Origin of the sequence: Mycobacterium sp. SMC-2 (genome assembly GCF_025263485.1) — a bacterium.
Classification (GTDB): domain Bacteria; phylum Actinomycetota; class Actinomycetes; order Mycobacteriales; family Mycobacteriaceae; genus Mycobacterium.
Genome location: NZ_CP079863.1, coordinates 1,071,605 through 1,088,724 on the forward strand (window position 1 = coordinate 1,071,605; position 17,120 = coordinate 1,088,724).

Genomic DNA, 17,120 nt, shown 5'->3' on the forward strand with positions numbered 1-17,120 from the left:
CTGAGAAGCATATAAGACAGCAGTCCAGTAAGCAAGTTTTATTGCCTAGGTAAATCCAGACGCACGGGAAACGTGGTTGACCGATGCCTGTTGACCGGCATTTACGGACGCGTAACAAGTAGGTTTCTATGCTTCCTTACATAATTCCAGGTCGTAAAGAGCAACGCCGAACGTGCCCCATCGCCAGACTTCTGCCGATCTTTCGCGGCGGGTGCACGCTCGGAGCGTGGGGTGTCAGCCCTCGACGGTGTGGCCCATCGGCATGAGCACGCTCTTCTGCTGGGTGAAGTGCTCCACGCCCTCGGGGCCGTTCTCGCGGCCGATGCCGGAGTTCTTGTAACCGCCGAACGGGCAACACGGATCGAACGCGTACCAGTTGATCGCGTAGGTCCCGGTGCGGATCTTCTCCGAGACCGCGATGCCGCGCTGGATGTCGGCGGTCCACACGCTGCCGGCCAGGCCGTACACCGAGTCGTTGGCGATCTTGATCGCGTCCTCCTCGGTGTCGTAGGGGATGATGGACAGCACGGGCCCGAAGATCTCCTCCTGGGCGATCGTCATCTTGTTGTCGACGTCGGCGAAGACCGTGGGCTGCACGAAGAACCCGCTGTCCAGGCCCTCGGGGCGACCGCCACCGCACACCAGCCGCGCGCCCTCCTCGATCCCCTTGGCGATGTAACCCTCCACGCGGGCGCGCTGCTTCTCGGAGATCAGCGAACCGATCTGGGCCGCCGGGTCCGACGGCAGGCCCACCGGGAGCGCCTGCACGAAAGCGCTTACGGCGTCCACGATTTCGTCGTATCGCGAACGCGGGGCCAGGATGCGGGTCTGGGCCACGCAGGCCTGCCCGGTGTTCATGATCCCGGAGAACACCAGCATCGGGATCGCGGCGGCCAAATCGACGTCCTCCAGGAGGATTGCCGCCGACTTGCCGCCGAGCTCGAGGGTGCACGGCTTGAGCATCTCCGCGGCGCGCCGGCCGATCTCCTTGCCGACGGCCGAGCTGCCGGTGAAGGAGAAGAGGTCGACGCCGGGGTTAGAGGTCAGCGCCTGCCCGGTCTCGACCCCGCCGGGCACCACCGACAGCACCCCCTCGGGCAGCCCCGCCTCGGCGAAGGCCTCCGCCAAAGCGTTTGCGCTCAGCGGGGTTTCGGCGGCCGGCTTGAGCACGACCGTGCAACCGGCCAGCAGCGCCGGGCCCAGCTTGTTGACGGCCAAAAACAGCGGCACGTTCCACGCGACGATCGCGCCCACCACGCCGATCGGCTCGCGGTAGACGATGCTCTGCCCGTAGCCGCCGGTGCGGATCTCTTTCCACTTGACCTGGTCGACGGCGGGGCCGGCGAAGAAGTTCAGCGCCCCGATCGAGCTCATCCAATGCATCGTCTCGATGCCGGTCGGCGGCTGGCCCGTCTCGGCGGCGAGCAGCCGGGTGAACAGGTCCTTGCGCTCCTCCATCAACTTGAGGGCGTTGGCGATCACGGCCGCCCGCTCCTTGGGCGGGGTCGTGGGCCAGGGCCCGTTGTCGAAGGCCGCGCGGGCCGCGGCGACCGCGGCGTCGACGTCGGCGGCCGCCGCCAGCGGCACCTTGCCGACGTACTCGCCGGTGGCCGGGCAGCGCACCTCGATCACCTCGTCGGTTGACGGCTCAGTCCACTTGCCGCCGATGAAAAGCTTGTCGTATTCGGTCTTGGCCGCAGTCTTGGTGTCGCTCATCTAGCGCCGCTCCTCCTCATTGCTGCGCGCTGCATCGTCGCCGGCGCGCATGGGCGCCACCCTACCCAAGCCGAAGCAAAACGAGAACATGTTTCATTCCCGCGGCGACAGCACCAGGACCAGATTGCTCACCAGGAACTCCCGCAGCAGCGGGACCGACGTCATCCACCACGCCCATCGGGGGTGGTAGCGGGGAAATGCGGCCATCGCCGCCCCGGTGCTCGCGGCCCACGCCAGGCCGTCGGCCGCGGACACGGCGAACAACGACGACCCGTAGTTGTTTTTCGCCGGACGCCCGTGTTTGCGTGCGTAGCGGGCCGCCGCGCGGGCGCCGCCGAGGTAGTGGGACATGCCCATCTCGTGCCCACCGAACGGGCCGAGCCAGACGGTGTAGGAAAGCACGGCCAGCCCGCCCGGCTTGGTCACCCGCAGCATCTCTCCGCCGAGTTGCCACGGCCGCGGCACGTGTTCGGCGACGTTGGAGGACAGGCAAATGTCCACCGAATCGTCGGCGAACGGCAGGGCCATGCCCGAGGCCCGCACGAAGTTTCCGGGACGCGCGGGGGGTGAGGGTCCGGGCGTGTGCATCTCGCTGGGGTCGGGTTCGACGCCCAGGTAGCGGACCCCGGCCTCGGCGAAGGCGGCGGAGAAGTAGCCTGGGCCGCCGCCGACGTCGAGCAGGGTGCGGCCGGCGGGGGGCTCGCCGCGCGCGGCCAGCCACAGGTCACCGACCATCGCCGCGGTGTCCGCCGCCAGCGCGCCGTAGAACCGGGCCGGGTCGGACTGCTCGTAGCGGAATTCGGACAGCAGCCGCAGCGCGCGGGTCAGGGTCGCCCGCCGCGCGAAAACTCGGGTGGGATCCGGGGTCGCGGCCACCGGCCAACCCTACGCAGCTCGGGCGTGCATCGACGCCGGGCTAGGCTGACCGGTGATGTCTGGTCTGCGCTCCGTACTCCTGCTGTGCTGGCGCGATACCGGACACCCGCAGGGCGGCGGCAGCGAGGCCTACTTGCAGCGCATCGGCGCGCAGCTGGCCGCGTCCGGCATCGCGGTGACGCTGCGCACCGCCCGCTATCCCGGCGCGCCCCGCCGCGAAGTGGTCGACGGGGTGTGCATTGACCGCGCCGGCGGCCGCTACTCCGTCTACGTCTGGGCCTTGCTCGCGATGGCGGCGGCTCGGCTGGGGCTGGGACCGCTGCGGCGGGTGCGGCCCGACGTGGTCGTCGACACCCAGAACGGCCTGCCGTTTCTGGCCCGGCTGGTGTATGGCCGTCGGGTGGTGGTCTTGGTGCACCACTGTCACCGCGCGCAATGGCCGGTGGCCGGGCCGGTGCTCGGGCGGCTCGGCTGGTTCGTCGAGTCCAGGCTGTCGCCGTGGCTGAACCGGCGCAACCAGTACGTGACGGTCTCGCTGCCGTCGGCCCGCGACCTGGTCACGCTCGGAGTCGATAACGCACGAATATCGGTGGTGCGCAACGGCCTTGACGAGGCACCGGAGCGAACGCTTTCCGGCCCGCGCGCCGCCGCGCCACGGGTGGTCGTGCTGTCGCGGCTGGTGCCGCACAAGCAGATCGAGGACGCGCTGGACGCCGTCGCGCAACTGCGGCCACGCATGCCCGGTCTGCACCTCGACATCGTCGGCGACGGCTGGTGGCGGCAGCGGCTCGTCGACCACGTCCATCGGCTCGGCATCTCGGACGCGGTGACGTTTCACGGTCACGTCGACGACGTGACCAAACACCATGTGCTGCAAAGCTCGTGGGTGCAGCTGCTGCCCTCGCGCAAGGAGGGCTGGGGTCTGGCGGTCGTCGAGGCGGCCCAGCACCGGGTGCCGACCATCGGCTACCGATCCTCGGGCGGCCTGTCGGACTCGATCGTCGACGAGGTGACGGGGATCTTGGTGGACACCCACGCCGAGTTAATGGATCGTCTCGAAGAGCTGCTGTCCGACCCGGTGCTGCGCGACCAACTCGGCGCCAAGGCGCACACGCGATCCGGCGAATTCTCTTGGCGGCAAAGCGCCGACGCCATGCGCACCGTCCTGGAGGCCGTGCGGACGGGCGAGTTCTCCAGCGGCGTGGTGTAGCCCCGGCGCCGCTCCGCGAGACATAACGCGTTGCGAAGCGCGTCGGCGTGTCGTCTCGCCTGGTTATGTGTCGTCGCGCCGCAGACGGCAAACCACCGCACCGGCGCCGCCCGCCATCAGCGCCGCCAGCCACGCCAGGTGCGCGATCAGCGTCGCCGTGCGCGCGCCGGCGGACACCCCGGCCGTGTCGCCGCCGATGCGATACAGCGCAATGTCGTCGTCGCGGTACGCCGGCGTCAGCGCAGCCAGGGTGCGGGCGGAGGACCCCATGTCGCCGGCGGTGTCCGACTCCACGACCAGCCAGCCCACGCCCGCCGGCGCCAGGGCGGCCGGATCGGGCCCGGCCAGCAGCAACTGCTGCACCGCGCGCGCGTGGTTGCCCTCGCCCGGGAGGACGGTCCCCGAGATCACCAGGTCGCCCGTGCTGAGCACGTCGGCGCGCACCCAGCGCGGCAACGGATCCAATACCGGCGCGCGACCCGACCACAAGTAGAGCCGCATGGTGCCGGCCGGCAACACCGCCACCGCCCCGGGCTGAGCGTTGATCGCGGCGGCCACCGCGGCCCACCCGCGCGGATACTGGACCGGCGACAGCTGGCCCCACACGCCCCAGGCCAGGTCGGGCAGCGCGAAGATCAGCGCGAGGCAGCAGACCGGCGCCGTGATCGCCGGCCACAGCCACCTTCGCAGCGTCATCACCGCGCCCGCGCCCGCAAGAGCGTATCCGGGCACGGCCAGCGCCACCCACTTCTGCCCGTCGCGCAGCACACCGAAGCCGGGCGCGGCGTCGACGACCGCGGCCAGCAGGTGCAGGCCCGGGCCGGTCGCCAGCGCGGCCGGCAGCAGCACGGCCACCACCGCCAACGCCAGCAGCGGCCGCGCCGCCGGCCGCCGCGCCACCGTCGGCAACCCGGCCGCCACCACGCCCAGCAGCACCACGGCCGACGACACCGCGAACAGGGTGGTCCGCGAAATCGGCACGGCCTCGCCGTTCCAGATCCCGCCGAGGCTGGCCAGGCTGGCGAGCGTGCCAAGGCCGGGCTCGGCGCGCGGCGCGAACGCGTTGACCCCCAACGTGTTCGCCGGCGGGTGGGAGGTCAACGACGCGCCCAGGGCCGACGCCGTCAGCCAGGGCGACGCCGCTACCAGCGCGGCGCCCAGCGTCGCCGCGGCGCACCACCGGCGCGAACGGCCCGCGCCCGGGACGGCCACGCACACCAGCGCCGCCGTTGCGGCGAGCAGCAGACCGGTCGGCGTCAGCCCGGCCAGCGCGATCCAGAACGCCAACCCGAAGAGCGGGCCGGAGGCCGTCCGCAGTCGCAGCACGGCCGTCGCCACCCAGGGCAGGCAGCCGTAGCCGACCAGCAGGCTCCAGTGCCCCTGCAGCAGCCGTTCGGCGACGTAGGGGTTCCAGACCGCCAGGGTGGTGGCGACGAACTGCGCGGCCACGCCCGCGTCGGGCAGCGCCGTCGCGACCAGTCGGGCCGCGCCCCATCCCGCGAGCCACAGCCCCAGGACCAGTAGCGCCTTGACCACGACGCCGCCGTCCAGCACGTGTGAGGCCAGCGCCACCGCGAAGTCTTGCGGCGTCGCCCGAGGCGCCGACGTCAGGCCCAACGCGGTATCGGTCACATACGAGCGCGGCGTGGACACGGCGTCGCGCAGCAGCAGGTAACCGGGCGCCAGGAGCGGCCCGACCACCAGCAGCGCCAAGGCCAACGCGTAGGCGGGCCGGGTCCAGCGCACGCGGCGGGCTATTCCCGTTCGGGTGGGCTGGGGTGCTCGGGCGGCCCGGACCCGGGTGGCTCATCGGGGCCCCGGGTGGGCGCGTCCGCGCCGGGATCCTGGTGCGGGGTGGGGCGCTGCGTGGGCAGCTTCTCGGTCTCCGCTTCGGCGCCGGGCACCGGCTCCTCGAGCCCGCTGCGCCCGAAGAAGTCCTGGTCGCCCCGGTCCAGGCCGGGATCGGTCAACGCGCTCTCGGTCCGCAGGCTGAACGAGGCCAGCAGGCCGCCACCGACCAGCGCGATCAATCCGACCGCGGTGAACGTGATCGGCAGCACCCGCGACCACAGCGCCAGCCGGTCCCGCTCGTCGCGGGCGGCGTTGACCTGCGACTCGACGGTGTCCTGGTTGGACGTGACCTTATAGTCGGCCAGCGTCAGCTCCGGCTTGAGCGGATCGCGGGCGAAGAAGTGGTTGGCGTGCTCGGTCTCCTTGACGATGGTGCCCGACACCGGGTCCACCCAGAAGGTCCGCTGCGCCGCGTAATAGCGGGTCATGGTGATCTGCTCGTTCGGGTCGCCGCCCTGCACGCCCCACATCGCCGCGGACGTGGTGACCTTGCCGTCCTCGTTGCCGGCGTACAGCGACGGGTACGCCATTGGAGCCACCAGCTTGCCGTCGGCGTTGTAGCCGACGTTCTGGGTGAACTTGTACGTGGTCAGGCCATTGACGTCTTCTTGGCTGTCGTAGTTGACGTCGAACGGCTTCTGCGCGATCGGATCGAAGTAGGGGTACGTCTTCTTCTCGGTGTGGAACGGGAACCGGTAGGCCAGGCCGTCGTGCCGCAGCGGCATCGCGGTGGGCGGATTCTCGTCGTTGAAGGCGCGCGGCTTCTGGACCGAACCGCCGGTGTGGGTGTCGTCCGAGACGGCCATCGCCGTCTTGCGGTTGAGGGTGACGGTGTCGACGATCGCCAGCAGCAGGCCGGTGTCCTTCTGCTTGTCGGTGCGCCGCACCGAGCTTCCGACCTGCAGCGTGACCACGTCGGCGTTGGCGGGCGACTCGACGCTGACCTGCTGCTGGGACACCAGCGGCACATTCTGGTTGACGACCACGTGATCGGTCGACAGGGACGCCGAGTCCAGCGCGGTTCCGGTGCCCTCGCTGATCAGCGTGGTGTCGATGTCGAGCGGGACCTTGGTGATCCGGGCGGTGGTGTAGGTCGACAGCAGCAGCGCGGCGATCAGCAGGGCGGCTCCGAGTCCGATGACCCCGCATGCGGCGAACCGCAACATGACTGCTCGGTTCACGTTGCTGTGCCCTCCTAGTGCTCTCCTGCGCCGTAGCCGCGACCCGCCCCGACCTGAGCAAGCACCGAGGCAAACCCGTTTGACCCTAACAGCAGAACGTAAGGCCCCGGCTTACGAACCTGTTGCCCCCGCGCGATCCTTCGGGTGTACCCATTCGTTCCCCCAACCCGGCAGATGCAAACTGTGGGGGTGACGGATGGCCGGCAGGTGGGCGGGACGCGCAGCTTCCTGCCCGCCGTGGAGGGGATGCGCGCCTGCGCGGCCATGGGCGTGGTCGTCACGCACGTCGCCTTCCAGACCGGGCACTCAAGCGGCGTCACCGGTCGGCTCTTCGGCCGCTTCGATCTGGCCGTCGCGGTGTTCTTCGCGTTGTCGGGCTTCCTGTTGTGGCGCGGGCACGCCGCGGCGGCCCGCGGCCTGGCACCGCGGCCGGGCACCGGCCACTACTTGCGGTCCCGGGCGGTGCGCATCATGCCCGCCTACCTGGTGGCGGTCGTCGTCATCCTGTCGCTGCTGCCCGACGCCGACCACGCCAGCCCGACCGTGTGGTTGGCCAACCTGACCCTCACCCAGATCTATGTGCCCCTCACCCTGACCGGCGGGCTGACCCAGATGTGGAGCCTGTCCGTCGAGGTCAGCTTCTATCTGGCCCTGCCGATTCTGGCGTTGTCGGCCCGGCGCCTGCCGCTCGGCGCGCGGGTGCCGGTGATCGCCGCGCTGGCGGCGCTGAGCTGGGCCTGGGGCTGGGTGCCCATCCATTCCGGTTCCGGCACCAACCCGCTCAACTGGCCGCCGGCCTTCTTCTCCTGGTTCGCCGCGGGCATGCTGCTGGCGGAATGGGTGCACAGCCCGATCGGCCTGCCACACCGGTGGGCGCGGCGGCGGGTCGTGATGGCCGTCGTCGCCGTGCTGGCCTATCTGCTGGCGGCCTCGCCGCTGGCCGGCCCGGAGGGCCTGATTCCCGGCACGGCCACGCAGTTCGCGGTCAAGACGGCGGCGGGCTCCCTGGTCGCGTTCGCATTGGTTGCCCCCCTGGTGCTCGATCGCGTCGACACCGGTCACCGGCTGCTGGGCGGCACCGTCATGGTGACGCTGGGGCGGTGGTCCTACGGCCTGTTCATCTGGCATCTGGCCGCGCTGGCCATGGTGTTCCCCGTGCTCGGGACGTTCGCGTTCACCGGCCGGATGCCCGCGGTGCTGGTGCTGACGCTGATCTTCGGGTGGGCGATCGCCGCGGTCAGCTACGGGCTGGTCGAGTCGCCCTGCCGGGAAGCGTTGCGGCGCTGGGAGAAACGCGAGAGGCCGGCCGATACCCCCGATACCGTGGACGCGGAGGCGGACGCGATCGCGCCCTAACCGGTGCGGTCCATCCACTCTTCCAGGGTGTCCGCCGACGGCAGGCAGATGGCCCGCTCGATCTTCTGGAACAGGTCGGCCCCGTATTCCACGGTGGATCGGACGAGGTTGCCCAGCGCCTCGAGGTGAATGCCGTCGCTCAGCAGGTAAGCGTTCTCGCCGACCACACCGACCTGGCTAGGTCGGGCGGTCTCGCGCACGAACGCCTTGGGCCAATGGGTTTCGCGATTCCAGTCGTTGACCAGTTCCATCAGCCGCGGCCGCTGGGTCGCGGGGTAGTACCCGGCGGGGGTGACGGAGATCTCGAAGACGTCGCGCCGCAGGCCGTTGATCCGCAGGTTCACGTGCAGCCTGCCGCGCTCGTAGCTGGGCAGCATCATGAACTCCTCGCCGTCGTCGCTGCGGAAGAACCGCAACTCACGCGATCGCAGGTACGCCTCGATCAGGTCAGTGCTCAACGGTTCGATCTGCATCGCCCGATGATGGGGGGTTGGCCTTGGAGGATTCTTGGTGCGACGGCGTCAGGCCGGCTCGGTGGCCTGCAGGCGCGCGATGATCTCGGCGCGCACCGCCGACCGCCGGGCCTTGCCGGCGTCGTCCCGCAGTGGGGTGTCGACGAATGCTATGAAGTCGGGGGTGGGCGGCACCTTGTATCCTGCGATGCGCTCGCGCAGGAATTCCTGCGCGCCCGCGGCGTCCAGCGTGGCGCCATCGGCCGTGTGCACCAGCGCGTAGGGCACCTGGCCCAGGTCGCCGGAATTCGGGTCGGGCACGCCGACGACGAGGCAGGACAGCACGTCGGGGTGCGCCGACAACGCGTTCTCGATCTCGGCGGGGTAGACGTTGCGGCCGCCAACGGTGAACATGTCCACCCGGCGATCCGACAGGTACAGGAAGCCGTCGGCGTCGAAATGGCCAAGATCCCCAAGGGAATCCCAGCCGTCGCGGGACTTGGCCGTGGCGCCGACGTAGCGGTAGGTGGGCGCGCCGCCGGGGCCGGGCCGCATGTAGATCTCGCCGACCACGCCGGGCGGGCACGGATTGCCTTCGTCGTCGAGGACCTGCATCTCCCCGGCGACCACCACGCCGACCGATCCGCGATGGGTCAGCCACTGGTCGCCGGAGATGAACGTGAGCGCCTGTAATTCGGTGCCGCCGTACAACTCCCACACCTTTTCGGGACCCAGCAGGTCGATCCACGCCTGCTTGATCGCCGGCGGGCACGGCGCCCCCATGTGCCAGAACCGGCGCAGCGACGACAGGTCGTAGGCCCCCGGGTCGGCGTGGTAGACCGGCAGCGTCCGCTGCATGATCGTCGGCACCGTCGTCAGGAACGTGACGCGGTGGTCGGTGATCAGCCGCAGGAATTGCCGCGGGTCGAATCGGCTCATCACCACCAGGTGGTGACGCATCAGCAGCGCGATCGTCGCGGTGGTGAAGCCGGTGTTGTGGGACAGTGGGATCGGCACCAGCGTCGTGTCGCCTTCCTGCGCGCCTAGCGGGTAGCCGATGGCGGGCGGTATGCGGGTGTCGCCCGCGGATTCGATGAGCTTGGGCCGGCCGGTGCTGCCGCCAGACCCCATCGCCTTCCACACCGGCGACACCGCTTCGGGCAGCGCCGCGTCGGACAACGCCGGTTTGGGAGTGAATCCCGCTGGCACGCTTGGGATTTGGGGGTGCTCACGGCCGACCAGCAGCGCGGGCGGGCGCAGGTCGAGCAGTCCCTGCAACTCGGCCTCCGGCAACCGCGCCGACAGCGGCTGGGGCACCGCGCCCAGTTTCCAGCACGCCACCGCCGCCTGGATCCACTCGACGGAGTTGGGCAGCACCATGGTCACGTAGTCGCCGACGCCGACGCCACGCTCGGCGTACGCGCGGGCCAGCCGGTTCGTCGAGGCGTCGAGTTCGGCGCGGGTGAGGGTCAGGCCGTCGCAGGTGACGGCGGGCTCGTCGGGCGCGAGTCGTGCCAGCGCCGCGATCTGGGTGCCGATCGGCGGGATCGGCTCACTCATAAGCGCCCTGCCGCTCGAAGATGCGGCGGGGATTGTCCACCAGCATGGTGTGCAGTTGCTCGTCGGTGACGCCGCGCTCCTTGAGTGCGGGGATGACGTCGTTGTGGATATGCAGGTAATGCCAATTCGGTGCGGCCACCGGCAACAGCTCCTCGGGCAGCGCGTCGAAGTAGCAGTTCGCGTCGTGTGACAGCACCATCTTGTCGGCGTGCCCGCGCTCGCACATCGTCGCCACGATGTTCACCCGGTCCTCGAACGGCGAGATCAGGTCGATGCCGAACCGGTCCATCCCGAGGTAGGAGCCGGCGGCGATGAGCTCCTCGAGGTAGCCGACGTCGGTGGTGTCGCCGGAATGGCCGATCACCACGCGGGTCAGGTCGACGCCCTCGGATTCGAAGATGCGCTGCTGCTCGAGCCCGCGCCGCAGCCCCGCGTGGGTGTGCGTCGAGATCGGCACCCCGGTGCGCTTGTGCGCCTGCGCGACCGCGCGCAGCACCCGCTCGACGCCCGGGGTGACGCCGGGCTCGTCGGTGGCGCATTTGAGAATCCCGGCCTTGACGCCCGTGTCGGCGATGCCCTCCTCGATGTCGCGCACGAACATGTCGGTCATGATCTCCGGGCCGTCGAGTGGCGCGCCCGGGCCCTGGTAGTGGAAACGGAATGGCACGTCGTTATACGTGTAAAGCCCGGTCGCCACAACGATATTCAGCTCGGTGGCCGCCGCGACGCGCGCGATGCGCGGGATGTAGCGGCCCAGCCCGATCACGGTGAGGTCCACGATGGTGTCCACGCCGCGGGACTTCAGCTCGTTGAGCCTGGTGATGGCGTCGGCGACCCGCCGCTCCTCGTCGCCCCAGGCTTCCGGATAGTTCTGCGCGATCTCGGTGGTCATGATGAACACGTGCTCGTGCATGAGCGTCACGCCGAGGTCGGCGGTATCGATGGGCCCGCGGGCGGTATTGAGTTCTGACACGGCACTGATGCTAGGTCGACACGGCGGCAACCAACAGGGGGTGTCAGGTCGTCGTGCGCACCACCTCGAGCCATTCCGTCGATTCGGGGGTGGGGGTGACCAAGCGTAATCCGGCCCGGTCGAACTCGCGGCGCAGTTCGGCGACCGTCAAAACCTCGAGATGGATGCATTGCCGCAGCTCTGATTCGTCGGCGATCAGCGCGTATTCGCCGTCGACGAGCCGGTCACGATTGCTGTTGATCGTCACGCGCGCCGCCACGTCGCCGAGCGATTTGCGTTCGGTCCAACCCGAGGGCCGGGCGGCCCAGAAGGCCGGCGGCTTCCACTGCACGACGGCCTTGCCCGTCGGTTTGAGATGGTGTGCGACCGTTGCCAGCACGGACCGCCGGAGATGGTCACCGCGGTAGTGAATCAGGTTGGTGATCAACAAGACCGCGTCGAACCTTTCCGCCAGCCGCACCTCCTCGATGCGGGCGCACACGGTCCGGGCGAGCCGGACTTCGGCCAGCATGCGCTCGGAGTCGTCGACCGCGGTGACGCGGTGGCCCATCGCGGCGAGCGGATCGGCGATCCGTCCGGTGCCGGCGCCGAGCTCCAGCACCGAGCTCCGCGGTTGCAGTAGCGCGTCGATCTGCTCGGGCTCACCGGTCGGGGGCATTCGACGGTAGAGCTCGATCAGGCTTCCGTCGGCCGTCCGTTCGTGGCCCGCATCGGCGCCGTGGTTTGCATCCGCCAGGCAATGACATAGCGACATGGTTCGTCCTTCCCTACGCGACCTCGTAGAAGCTCTCGCCGTCGATGTAGCGCAGCGTCCACAGGTCGCGGGCCAGCACTTCGCCGACCTCGTGCGCGAGCGTGACGAAGATCGGGTAGGTCAGGTCGTTGGTGGTGAGCGGCAGGTGTTCCCCGGGGCTGACCCGGATCCGCATGTCGTGGAAGCTGTCCAGCCCCTTGATGGCCTCCAGGCTCCGATAGGCGAGCAGCGTGCCGCTGCGCGGGGCGACCATCACCGTTCGCGCCACGTGCTGGTGCAGGCGGTAGGGCCGCCCGCGGTTTCGGGCGAAGCGCTCGGGTCGCGCATAGGCGTCCACCGCCCAGCCGACCTGCGACCGTCCGGTGGCCATGCGCGCGCACTCGGGCAGGGTGGCGCCCGCTATCCGTGCGCCCACTTCGACCAGGCACGGCCCGTCCGACGTGAGCTTGATCTCGGCGTGCGCCGGGCCGTGCCGGATGCCGAGGGCGTCGAGCACCTCGAAGGCGTACGCGGTCAGCTCGTCCTGCACTTCGCCGATCGACGGCAGCAGCCGCCAGGCCACCACGAGGTCGGGAATACCGTTGGCGTTGATGCGGTATGTCTCCCAGATGTCGCACACATGGTGCTCGCCGTCGCGGCTGACCGTGTCGACGGTGTATTCGGCGCCGACCAGGCACTCCTGCGCCACGACGCCGTCGTTCTGCTGCGCCAGCACGTTGTCGCGTCCGTTGAGTCGCCGGAAGGCTTGCACGGCGTCCTCCGGGCTGCGGCACCAGGTGACGCCGTCGTTGCCGGCGCTGCGCAGCGGCTTGACGACCACCATGCCCCCAATTTCGCTGTGCCACTTGCGGAGCTGGTCCTCGTCTTCCACCAAGATCTGCCGGGCTCCGCGCAGACCTTGTTGTTTGATCCGCTCGATCATCTGATACTTGTCGCGCCGTGCGGCGCTCAGCGCCGTCCCGTTGGTGGGCGCGCCGGTGATCGGGTGGAAAAATTCGCTGAGCGCGTCGGCCAGTTCCACTCCCGGTTCGGTGCCGGCCACCACGGCAACCGGGTGGAAGGCCGACAGCCGGGCCAGCGTCTCGTCCAGGTCGCCGCGATGCACGATGTCGACCTCGTAGGGGTACCGATCGGGTTGGCCGCGCAGCGCTATCGGCACCTCGGCGGTGCTTTGCACCCGCACCGGGGTGTACCCCGCGCTGCGGAAGCCCTGGGCGAGCTCGGTTCCGATGTTGGCATAGGTATCAACCAATACGACATGTCGTCCGGCATTGTCATGCACGTCGCGCCTCCTCCGTTCAGTACGCGGCTTGGTCTTCGAGATCGTGTTCGCGAGTCGGCAACAGAAACGTCCGCCGGCACGTGAGAAACAGCGTGCCGTCCGCCTTGACCCCACGGGTGGCGCATTTGACGATTCCCTGGCTGGGGCGGGATTTCGACAGGCGCTTGTCGAGGTACTCGGTCTCGGCATAGATGGTGTCGCCGACGAAAACCGGGGCGAGGAGCCGGATGTCGTCCCAGCCCAGGTTCGCCAGGCCCTTGGCGCTGGTGCTGGGCACGCTCATCCCCGAGACGATCGACAGCGTGACCAGACTCGACACCAAAGGGCGCTTCCACTCGGTCTTTTCGCAGTACGCGTTGTCGATGTGCAACGGGTGCAGGTTGTGCGCCAGCAATGACATCCAGATGTTGTCGGCCTCGGTCAAAGTTCGGCCCGGACGGTGCTCGACGATCGCCCCGACCTCGATGTCTTCGTAGACCAGGCCGCGCGACTCGCGCCAGCGCCGATCACCGACCTTCTTGTAAGCACCGATCTGGTCCATGGACAGCCTCATCCGCTGGTGGCGTATCGACGCTGTGGGTCAAGGGCTTTCGCCCGCCGCAACAGGCGGCGCGCAGCGGCGACCATGGGCGGACCGACCATCTGTCCGTCGAGGACGCCGATCTCCCCGGACCGTTCCTGCGCGATGTCGATAACGCGTCGAGCCCGTTCCACCTCTGCGGGCAACGGCGTGAAGCCGTCGTTGATCACCGCCACCTGCCGGGGGTGAACCGCGGCCTTGCCGCCGAAGCCGAGCTCGCGCGATCGGTTCACGTCGATCTTCAGGGCCAGTTCGTTACCGAGGTCGAAGGTGGGGGCGTCGATCGCCGGAATGCCGGCCGCGGCGGCCGCCGTGACGATACGCGAACGCGCGTACAGCAACGGTTCCCAGTCCATCGAGATGCCGAGGTCGGCCGCGAAGTCGGCCGCCCCGAAGACCAGCGCGCGCACCCGGGGCGTGGCCGTCGCGATCTGCTCGACGGCGGCGAGGCCGGCCGCGGTTTCGATCGTCACCAGGAAGTCGATGTCCGCGGCCTGCTCACCCAGCATGTCCTCGAGGATGAGCAGATCGTGTGCGCAATCGACCTTCGGAACGAGCAGGGCGTCGGGCCGGATGGCGCCGTACGCCAGGGCTAGGACATCGCGCAAGCCGTCGGTGGTGCGCAGGCTGTTGATCCTCAGGGCGCGGATGCATTCGGGTGACGGCCTTTTGAACAGTCGAGCGGCCACGCTGCGAGCCAGCTCGCGCCGGGCGGGCGGCACCGCGTCTTCGAGGTCGAGCGTGCACACGTCCGCGCCCGACCGCAGGGCCGTGGGGTACTGCCGCGGATTGATCGCACTCGTCATGAGCATCGTGCGAAACACCCACGGCTGGCCCGTGTTCCGCCGGCTCACGCCGAAACTCCTACCAGCTCCGCTGATTCCGGCGCCACCAGCTCTTCGACGATCTCGCACAATCGGCGGATGTCGTCGGGATCGTTGTCGGCGCGCAGCATGATGCGCAGCCCCGCATCGCCCCGCGGGGTGACCGGGAAGAAGACCGCCGACGCGTAGAAGCCGCGGTCGAACAGTTGGCGGGACAGGCCGATTGCCTTGTCGTCCTCGCCCGTCCGGATGACCCGGATCGGGGTGTCCAGGCCGGCCTGCGGGGTCGAGATCAGGCTGTCGAAGAGGGCGGCATTGTCGCGCAGCTTTTGCTGTAGCCGTGCCAGCTCGGGCGAATTGTGCACGCGCAACGAACCCAGGCAAGCGCCGACCGTCGGCGCGTTCGCCGGCTTGGACCAAGCCAGCGGACCGCCGAATCGCATGAGAATGTCATGGTGCTTCTCGGGGCCCAGCATGATGACCCCGCCGCTCGCGCCGTAGGCTTTGCCGAGCGAGGCGACGATGACGGTCAGCGGGTTGAGCTCCTCGGGCATCATGGATCGCACGATTCCTTCGCCCTTTTCGCCGTACATCGACAACGAGTGGGCCTCGTCGAAAAACAGGAACAGGCCGTAGCGGTCCTGCAGCTCCAGCAGCTCTTTGACCGGCGCGACGCCTCCCAACGAGTAGGCGCCATCGGCGACGTAGGCGACCCGCTTGTGCCTCTTGCACATGTCTTCGAGGTAGTTGAGGTCGTTGTGCGGGCAGGTGTAGACCGGCGCTTCGTCGGCGCAGATGGGCTTGATGTAGTTGAGCGAGAAGTGGCTGAACTTGTCGAACACCATGACGCGCGGCTCCCCGTCGTCCGTCAGGTGTCCCGAGGAGATCAGCGGCAGCACAGCCGAGCTGGCCACCGCCGTGGAGATCGCGGAAACACAGTGGGCACGCCACAAGGCCGAGAGTCCCGCTTCGAGCTCGTCGATGATGGAGAACCGGATGCGCAGACGTGAGGCGGACAGCGCGAAGGTTTGCTCCGTATCGATCGCCGTGCGAGCGCCGTCGAGCACCCATGGATGGGAATGCAATCCGAGGTAGGAGCACGAAATCATATTGATGAAACGGTGACCGTCGCTCTGCCGCTCCAGCAGGTCGTTGCCGATGTAGCGGACGCCGTTGTCCAGCAGCCCGTTGTCGGCAGCCGCCTGCCACGCGGGATTGCCGACTTCGATGGCCTTGGCGTTGTTCCGGAATCGGTGTATCAGCGACTGTTCGTCTGACTTCATCGCAGGTCTCCTCTGGTATGCGTCCAGGCGCGCAGGGGGCGCCGGCCGCCGAAATTGCATGCGCTGGACGGTAGAAGAAGCCACGCGCGACCGCCTCCGCCGATCGGCTCGGCGAAGTGATGATTCCTTTGTCATCCGATCGGGGGACGCGGGATTCCTCCCCCGCACTGGCCGCCCGGCCGACAGACACCGCCGCGTCCCGTCGGCACCGTTATCGCATGCTCTGCGTAACCACGACGCGCACCCGGGCGCTGGGCTCGCCCGGGAAGGTGGCCTGATGCCCTGGCTTGCTCTGCTCGCGGGCAACGGCTTGCACGCGGTGATCACCGCGCTGTTGGGATTGTCCTCGCTCACCGCCGCGGACAGCCTGATGATCCTGGCGATCGCCGCGGCCGCGTGCACGGTGCTCGGAGCCGTTGCGGCGCGGCGGAACCCGGCCGCGCGCGCACCCGCCGCCCGGTCCCTGGCCTGGTTGAACCTGTGGACCGCGGTCACCTTCGTCGCCTTCTTCCTGGGTGTGGCGATCTACGGCGCGGTGGTCGTGTTCACGCTGGGAGCCTCGTTCGCTCCGGTCGCGGTGACCGCCTGGTCGGGCGTTCAGGCCGGCCGCGACCCGGCTTCGACGCGCCCCGGTCGGGCGCAATGGTGGGCGGTGGGCCTGTTGGCCGTCCTGGGCTGCTTGCTGGTGGCCACGCAGGCACGGCCGGACTCCCGCGGGATCGCGCCGCTGCTGGCCGCGGCCGCTCTGGGCGTCATCGACGGCATGGCCGCCGGCGGGGCCGCCGTAGTCTCCCGTCGCCTGGGCCGCGACGGGGTCGGCGTGTGGCACGTGATGGCTCACCGCTACTACGCCACCACCGGTGTCGCTGCGATTGCTTTGCTGGTGCTGGTCCCGGCCGGAGTGCTCGCCGCGCCCTCGATGCCGCTGAGCGTGTCGGTCGCGGCCGCGCTCGGCTCCCTGGTGGTGCCGTTCTTCTTGATCCAGTACGCCATTCAGCGGCTGGCGCCTGTGCTGGTGACGACGACGCTGGCGTTGATACCGGAAACCGCGCTCTTCGTCGAGATGGCGGACGGGCGAGCGGTGAGCTGGCCCGCACTGATGCTCGGGTTGCTCATCGTGCCGGCCAGCATTGCCATATTCGCCACCGAGCACAAACGGCCACCGGCTGACCAGCCGGCGATCGGTGGCGAGGTTGTCAAAGCGGTCGAGGTGGTATGACGG

14 protein-coding genes and 1 pseudogene are annotated in these 17,120 nt (G+C 69.2%); 3 read left to right on the forward strand and 12 right to left on the reverse strand.

Annotated features, from left to right (window positions below):
• Window positions 1-234: 234 nt before the first annotated feature.
• Together KXD96_RS05080 and KXD96_RS05085 are read right to left on the reverse strand one after the other, a co-directional pair.
• Complete coding sequence (locus tag KXD96_RS05080) at window positions 235-1,716, reverse strand: aldehyde dehydrogenase (RefSeq protein WP_260743333.1); 1,482 nt, start codon at window positions 1,714-1,716, stop codon at window positions 235-237.
• A gap of 93 nt (window positions 1,717-1,809) precedes the next feature.
• Complete coding sequence (locus tag KXD96_RS05085) at window positions 1,810-2,592, reverse strand: class I SAM-dependent methyltransferase (RefSeq protein ID WP_260743334.1); 783 nt, start codon at window positions 2,590-2,592, stop codon at window positions 1,810-1,812.
• A gap of 55 nt (window positions 2,593-2,647) precedes the next feature.
• On the opposite strand from KXD96_RS05085, the gene KXD96_RS05090 reads away from it, so the two are divergent.
• Complete coding sequence (locus KXD96_RS05090; RefSeq protein WP_260743336.1) at window positions 2,648-3,802, forward strand: glycosyltransferase family 4 protein; 1,155 nt, start codon at window positions 2,648-2,650, stop codon at window positions 3,800-3,802.
• A 63-nt stretch (window positions 3,803-3,865) separates the two neighbouring features.
• Here the strand turns inward: KXD96_RS05090 and KXD96_RS05095 are convergent, their stop codons facing one another.
• Both KXD96_RS05095 and KXD96_RS05100 read right to left on the reverse strand, forming a co-directional pair.
• A complete protein-coding gene (locus KXD96_RS05095) occupies window positions 3,866-5,548 on the reverse strand; it encodes a hypothetical protein (RefSeq protein ID WP_260743337.1) in 1,683 nt (560 codons plus the stop codon).
• Window positions 5,549-5,556: 8 nt separating this feature from the next.
• Entirely contained in the window at window positions 5,557-6,834 is a 1,278-nt protein-coding gene (locus tag KXD96_RS05100) for a DUF3068 domain-containing protein (RefSeq protein ID WP_260743338.1), read from the reverse strand.
• A gap of 122 nt (window positions 6,835-6,956) precedes the next feature.
• On the opposite strand from KXD96_RS05100, the pseudogene KXD96_RS05105 reads away from it, so the two are divergent.
• A pseudogene (locus KXD96_RS05105) lies at window positions 6,957-8,190 on the forward strand (acyltransferase family protein).
• Here KXD96_RS05105 and KXD96_RS05110 read toward each other — a convergent pair.
• From KXD96_RS05110 to KXD96_RS05145, 8 genes are read right to left on the reverse strand one after another with little or no spacing between them, the layout of a single operon-like run.
• The gene (locus KXD96_RS05110) at window positions 8,187-8,663 is read right to left on the reverse strand and encodes a YbjN domain-containing protein (RefSeq protein WP_260743339.1); all 477 of its coding nucleotides are present in this window, start codon (window positions 8,661-8,663) and stop codon (window positions 8,187-8,189) included. The pseudogene KXD96_RS05105 and the gene KXD96_RS05110 sit on opposite strands and share 4 nt — an antisense overlap.
• A 48-nt stretch (window positions 8,664-8,711) precedes the next feature.
• Entirely contained in the window at window positions 8,712-10,202 is a 1,491-nt protein-coding gene (locus KXD96_RS05115) for an AMP-binding protein (protein ID WP_260743340.1), read from the reverse strand.
• On the reverse strand, window positions 10,195-11,175 hold the full coding sequence (locus KXD96_RS05120) for a phosphotriesterase-related protein (RefSeq protein WP_260743341.1): 981 nt from the start codon (window positions 11,173-11,175) through the stop codon (window positions 10,195-10,197). The genes KXD96_RS05115 and KXD96_RS05120 overlap by 8 nt, the downstream gene beginning before the upstream one ends.
• 43 nt (window positions 11,176-11,218) lie before the next feature.
• Window positions 11,219-11,929 (reverse strand): bifunctional 2-polyprenyl-6-hydroxyphenol methylase/3-demethylubiquinol 3-O-methyltransferase UbiG, encoded by a 711-nt coding sequence (locus KXD96_RS05125; RefSeq protein ID WP_260743342.1) that lies wholly within the window; start codon window positions 11,927-11,929, stop codon window positions 11,219-11,221.
• 13 nt (window positions 11,930-11,942) lie between these two features.
• Window positions 11,943-13,211, reverse strand: a complete 1,269-nt coding sequence (locus KXD96_RS05130) for an ATP-grasp domain-containing protein (RefSeq protein ID WP_260743343.1) — start codon at window positions 13,209-13,211, stop codon at window positions 11,943-11,945.
• Between the two features lie 16 nt (window positions 13,212-13,227).
• Window positions 13,228-13,752: a MaoC family dehydratase gene (locus tag KXD96_RS05135; protein WP_260743346.1), complete on the reverse strand. Its 525-nt coding sequence runs from the start codon at window positions 13,750-13,752 to the stop codon at window positions 13,228-13,230.
• An 8-nt stretch (window positions 13,753-13,760) separates the two neighbouring features.
• Window positions 13,761-14,645: a CoA ester lyase gene (locus KXD96_RS05140; protein ID WP_260743347.1), complete on the reverse strand. Its 885-nt coding sequence runs from the start codon at window positions 14,643-14,645 to the stop codon at window positions 13,761-13,763.
• Window positions 14,642-15,898: an aminotransferase class I/II-fold pyridoxal phosphate-dependent enzyme gene (locus KXD96_RS05145; protein WP_260743348.1), complete on the reverse strand. Its 1,257-nt coding sequence runs from the start codon at window positions 15,896-15,898 to the stop codon at window positions 14,642-14,644. Before KXD96_RS05145 ends, KXD96_RS05140 begins: the two co-directional genes overlap by 4 nt.
• Window positions 15,899-16,175: 277 nt before the next feature.
• Between KXD96_RS05145 and KXD96_RS05150 the strand changes: the two genes are divergently transcribed.
• A complete protein-coding gene (locus KXD96_RS05150) occupies window positions 16,176-17,117 on the forward strand; it encodes a hypothetical protein (RefSeq protein ID WP_260743350.1) in 942 nt (313 codons plus the stop codon).
• Window positions 17,118-17,120 lie beyond the last annotated feature (3 nt).

Bases quoted from the DNA above. Each gene is read 5' to 3' on its own strand.
- KXD96_RS05150 (WP_260743350.1), top strand. From the start codon at position 16,176: ATGCCCTGGCTTGCTCTGCTCGCGGGCAACGGCTTGCACGCGGTGATC.
- KXD96_RS05125 (WP_260743342.1), bottom strand. From the start codon at position 11,929: ATGTCGCTATGTCATTGCCTGGCGGATGCAAACCACGGCGCCGATGCG.
- KXD96_RS05080 (WP_260743333.1), bottom strand. From the start codon at position 1,716: ATGAGCGACACCAAGACTGCGGCCAAGACCGAATACGACAAGCTTTTC.
- KXD96_RS05115 (WP_260743340.1), bottom strand. From the start codon at position 10,202: ATGAGTGAGCCGATCCCGCCGATCGGCACCCAGATCGCGGCGCTGGCA.
- KXD96_RS05135 (WP_260743346.1), bottom strand. From the start codon at position 13,752: ATGGACCAGATCGGTGCTTACAAGAAGGTCGGTGATCGGCGCTGGCGC.
- KXD96_RS05090 (WP_260743336.1), top strand. From the start codon at position 2,648: ATGTCTGGTCTGCGCTCCGTACTCCTGCTGTGCTGGCGCGATACCGGA.
- KXD96_RS05145 (WP_260743348.1), bottom strand. From the start codon at position 15,898: ATGAAGTCAGACGAACAGTCGCTGATACACCGATTCCGGAACAACGCC.
- KXD96_RS05110 (WP_260743339.1), bottom strand. From the start codon at position 8,663: ATGCAGATCGAACCGTTGAGCACTGACCTGATCGAGGCGTACCTGCGA.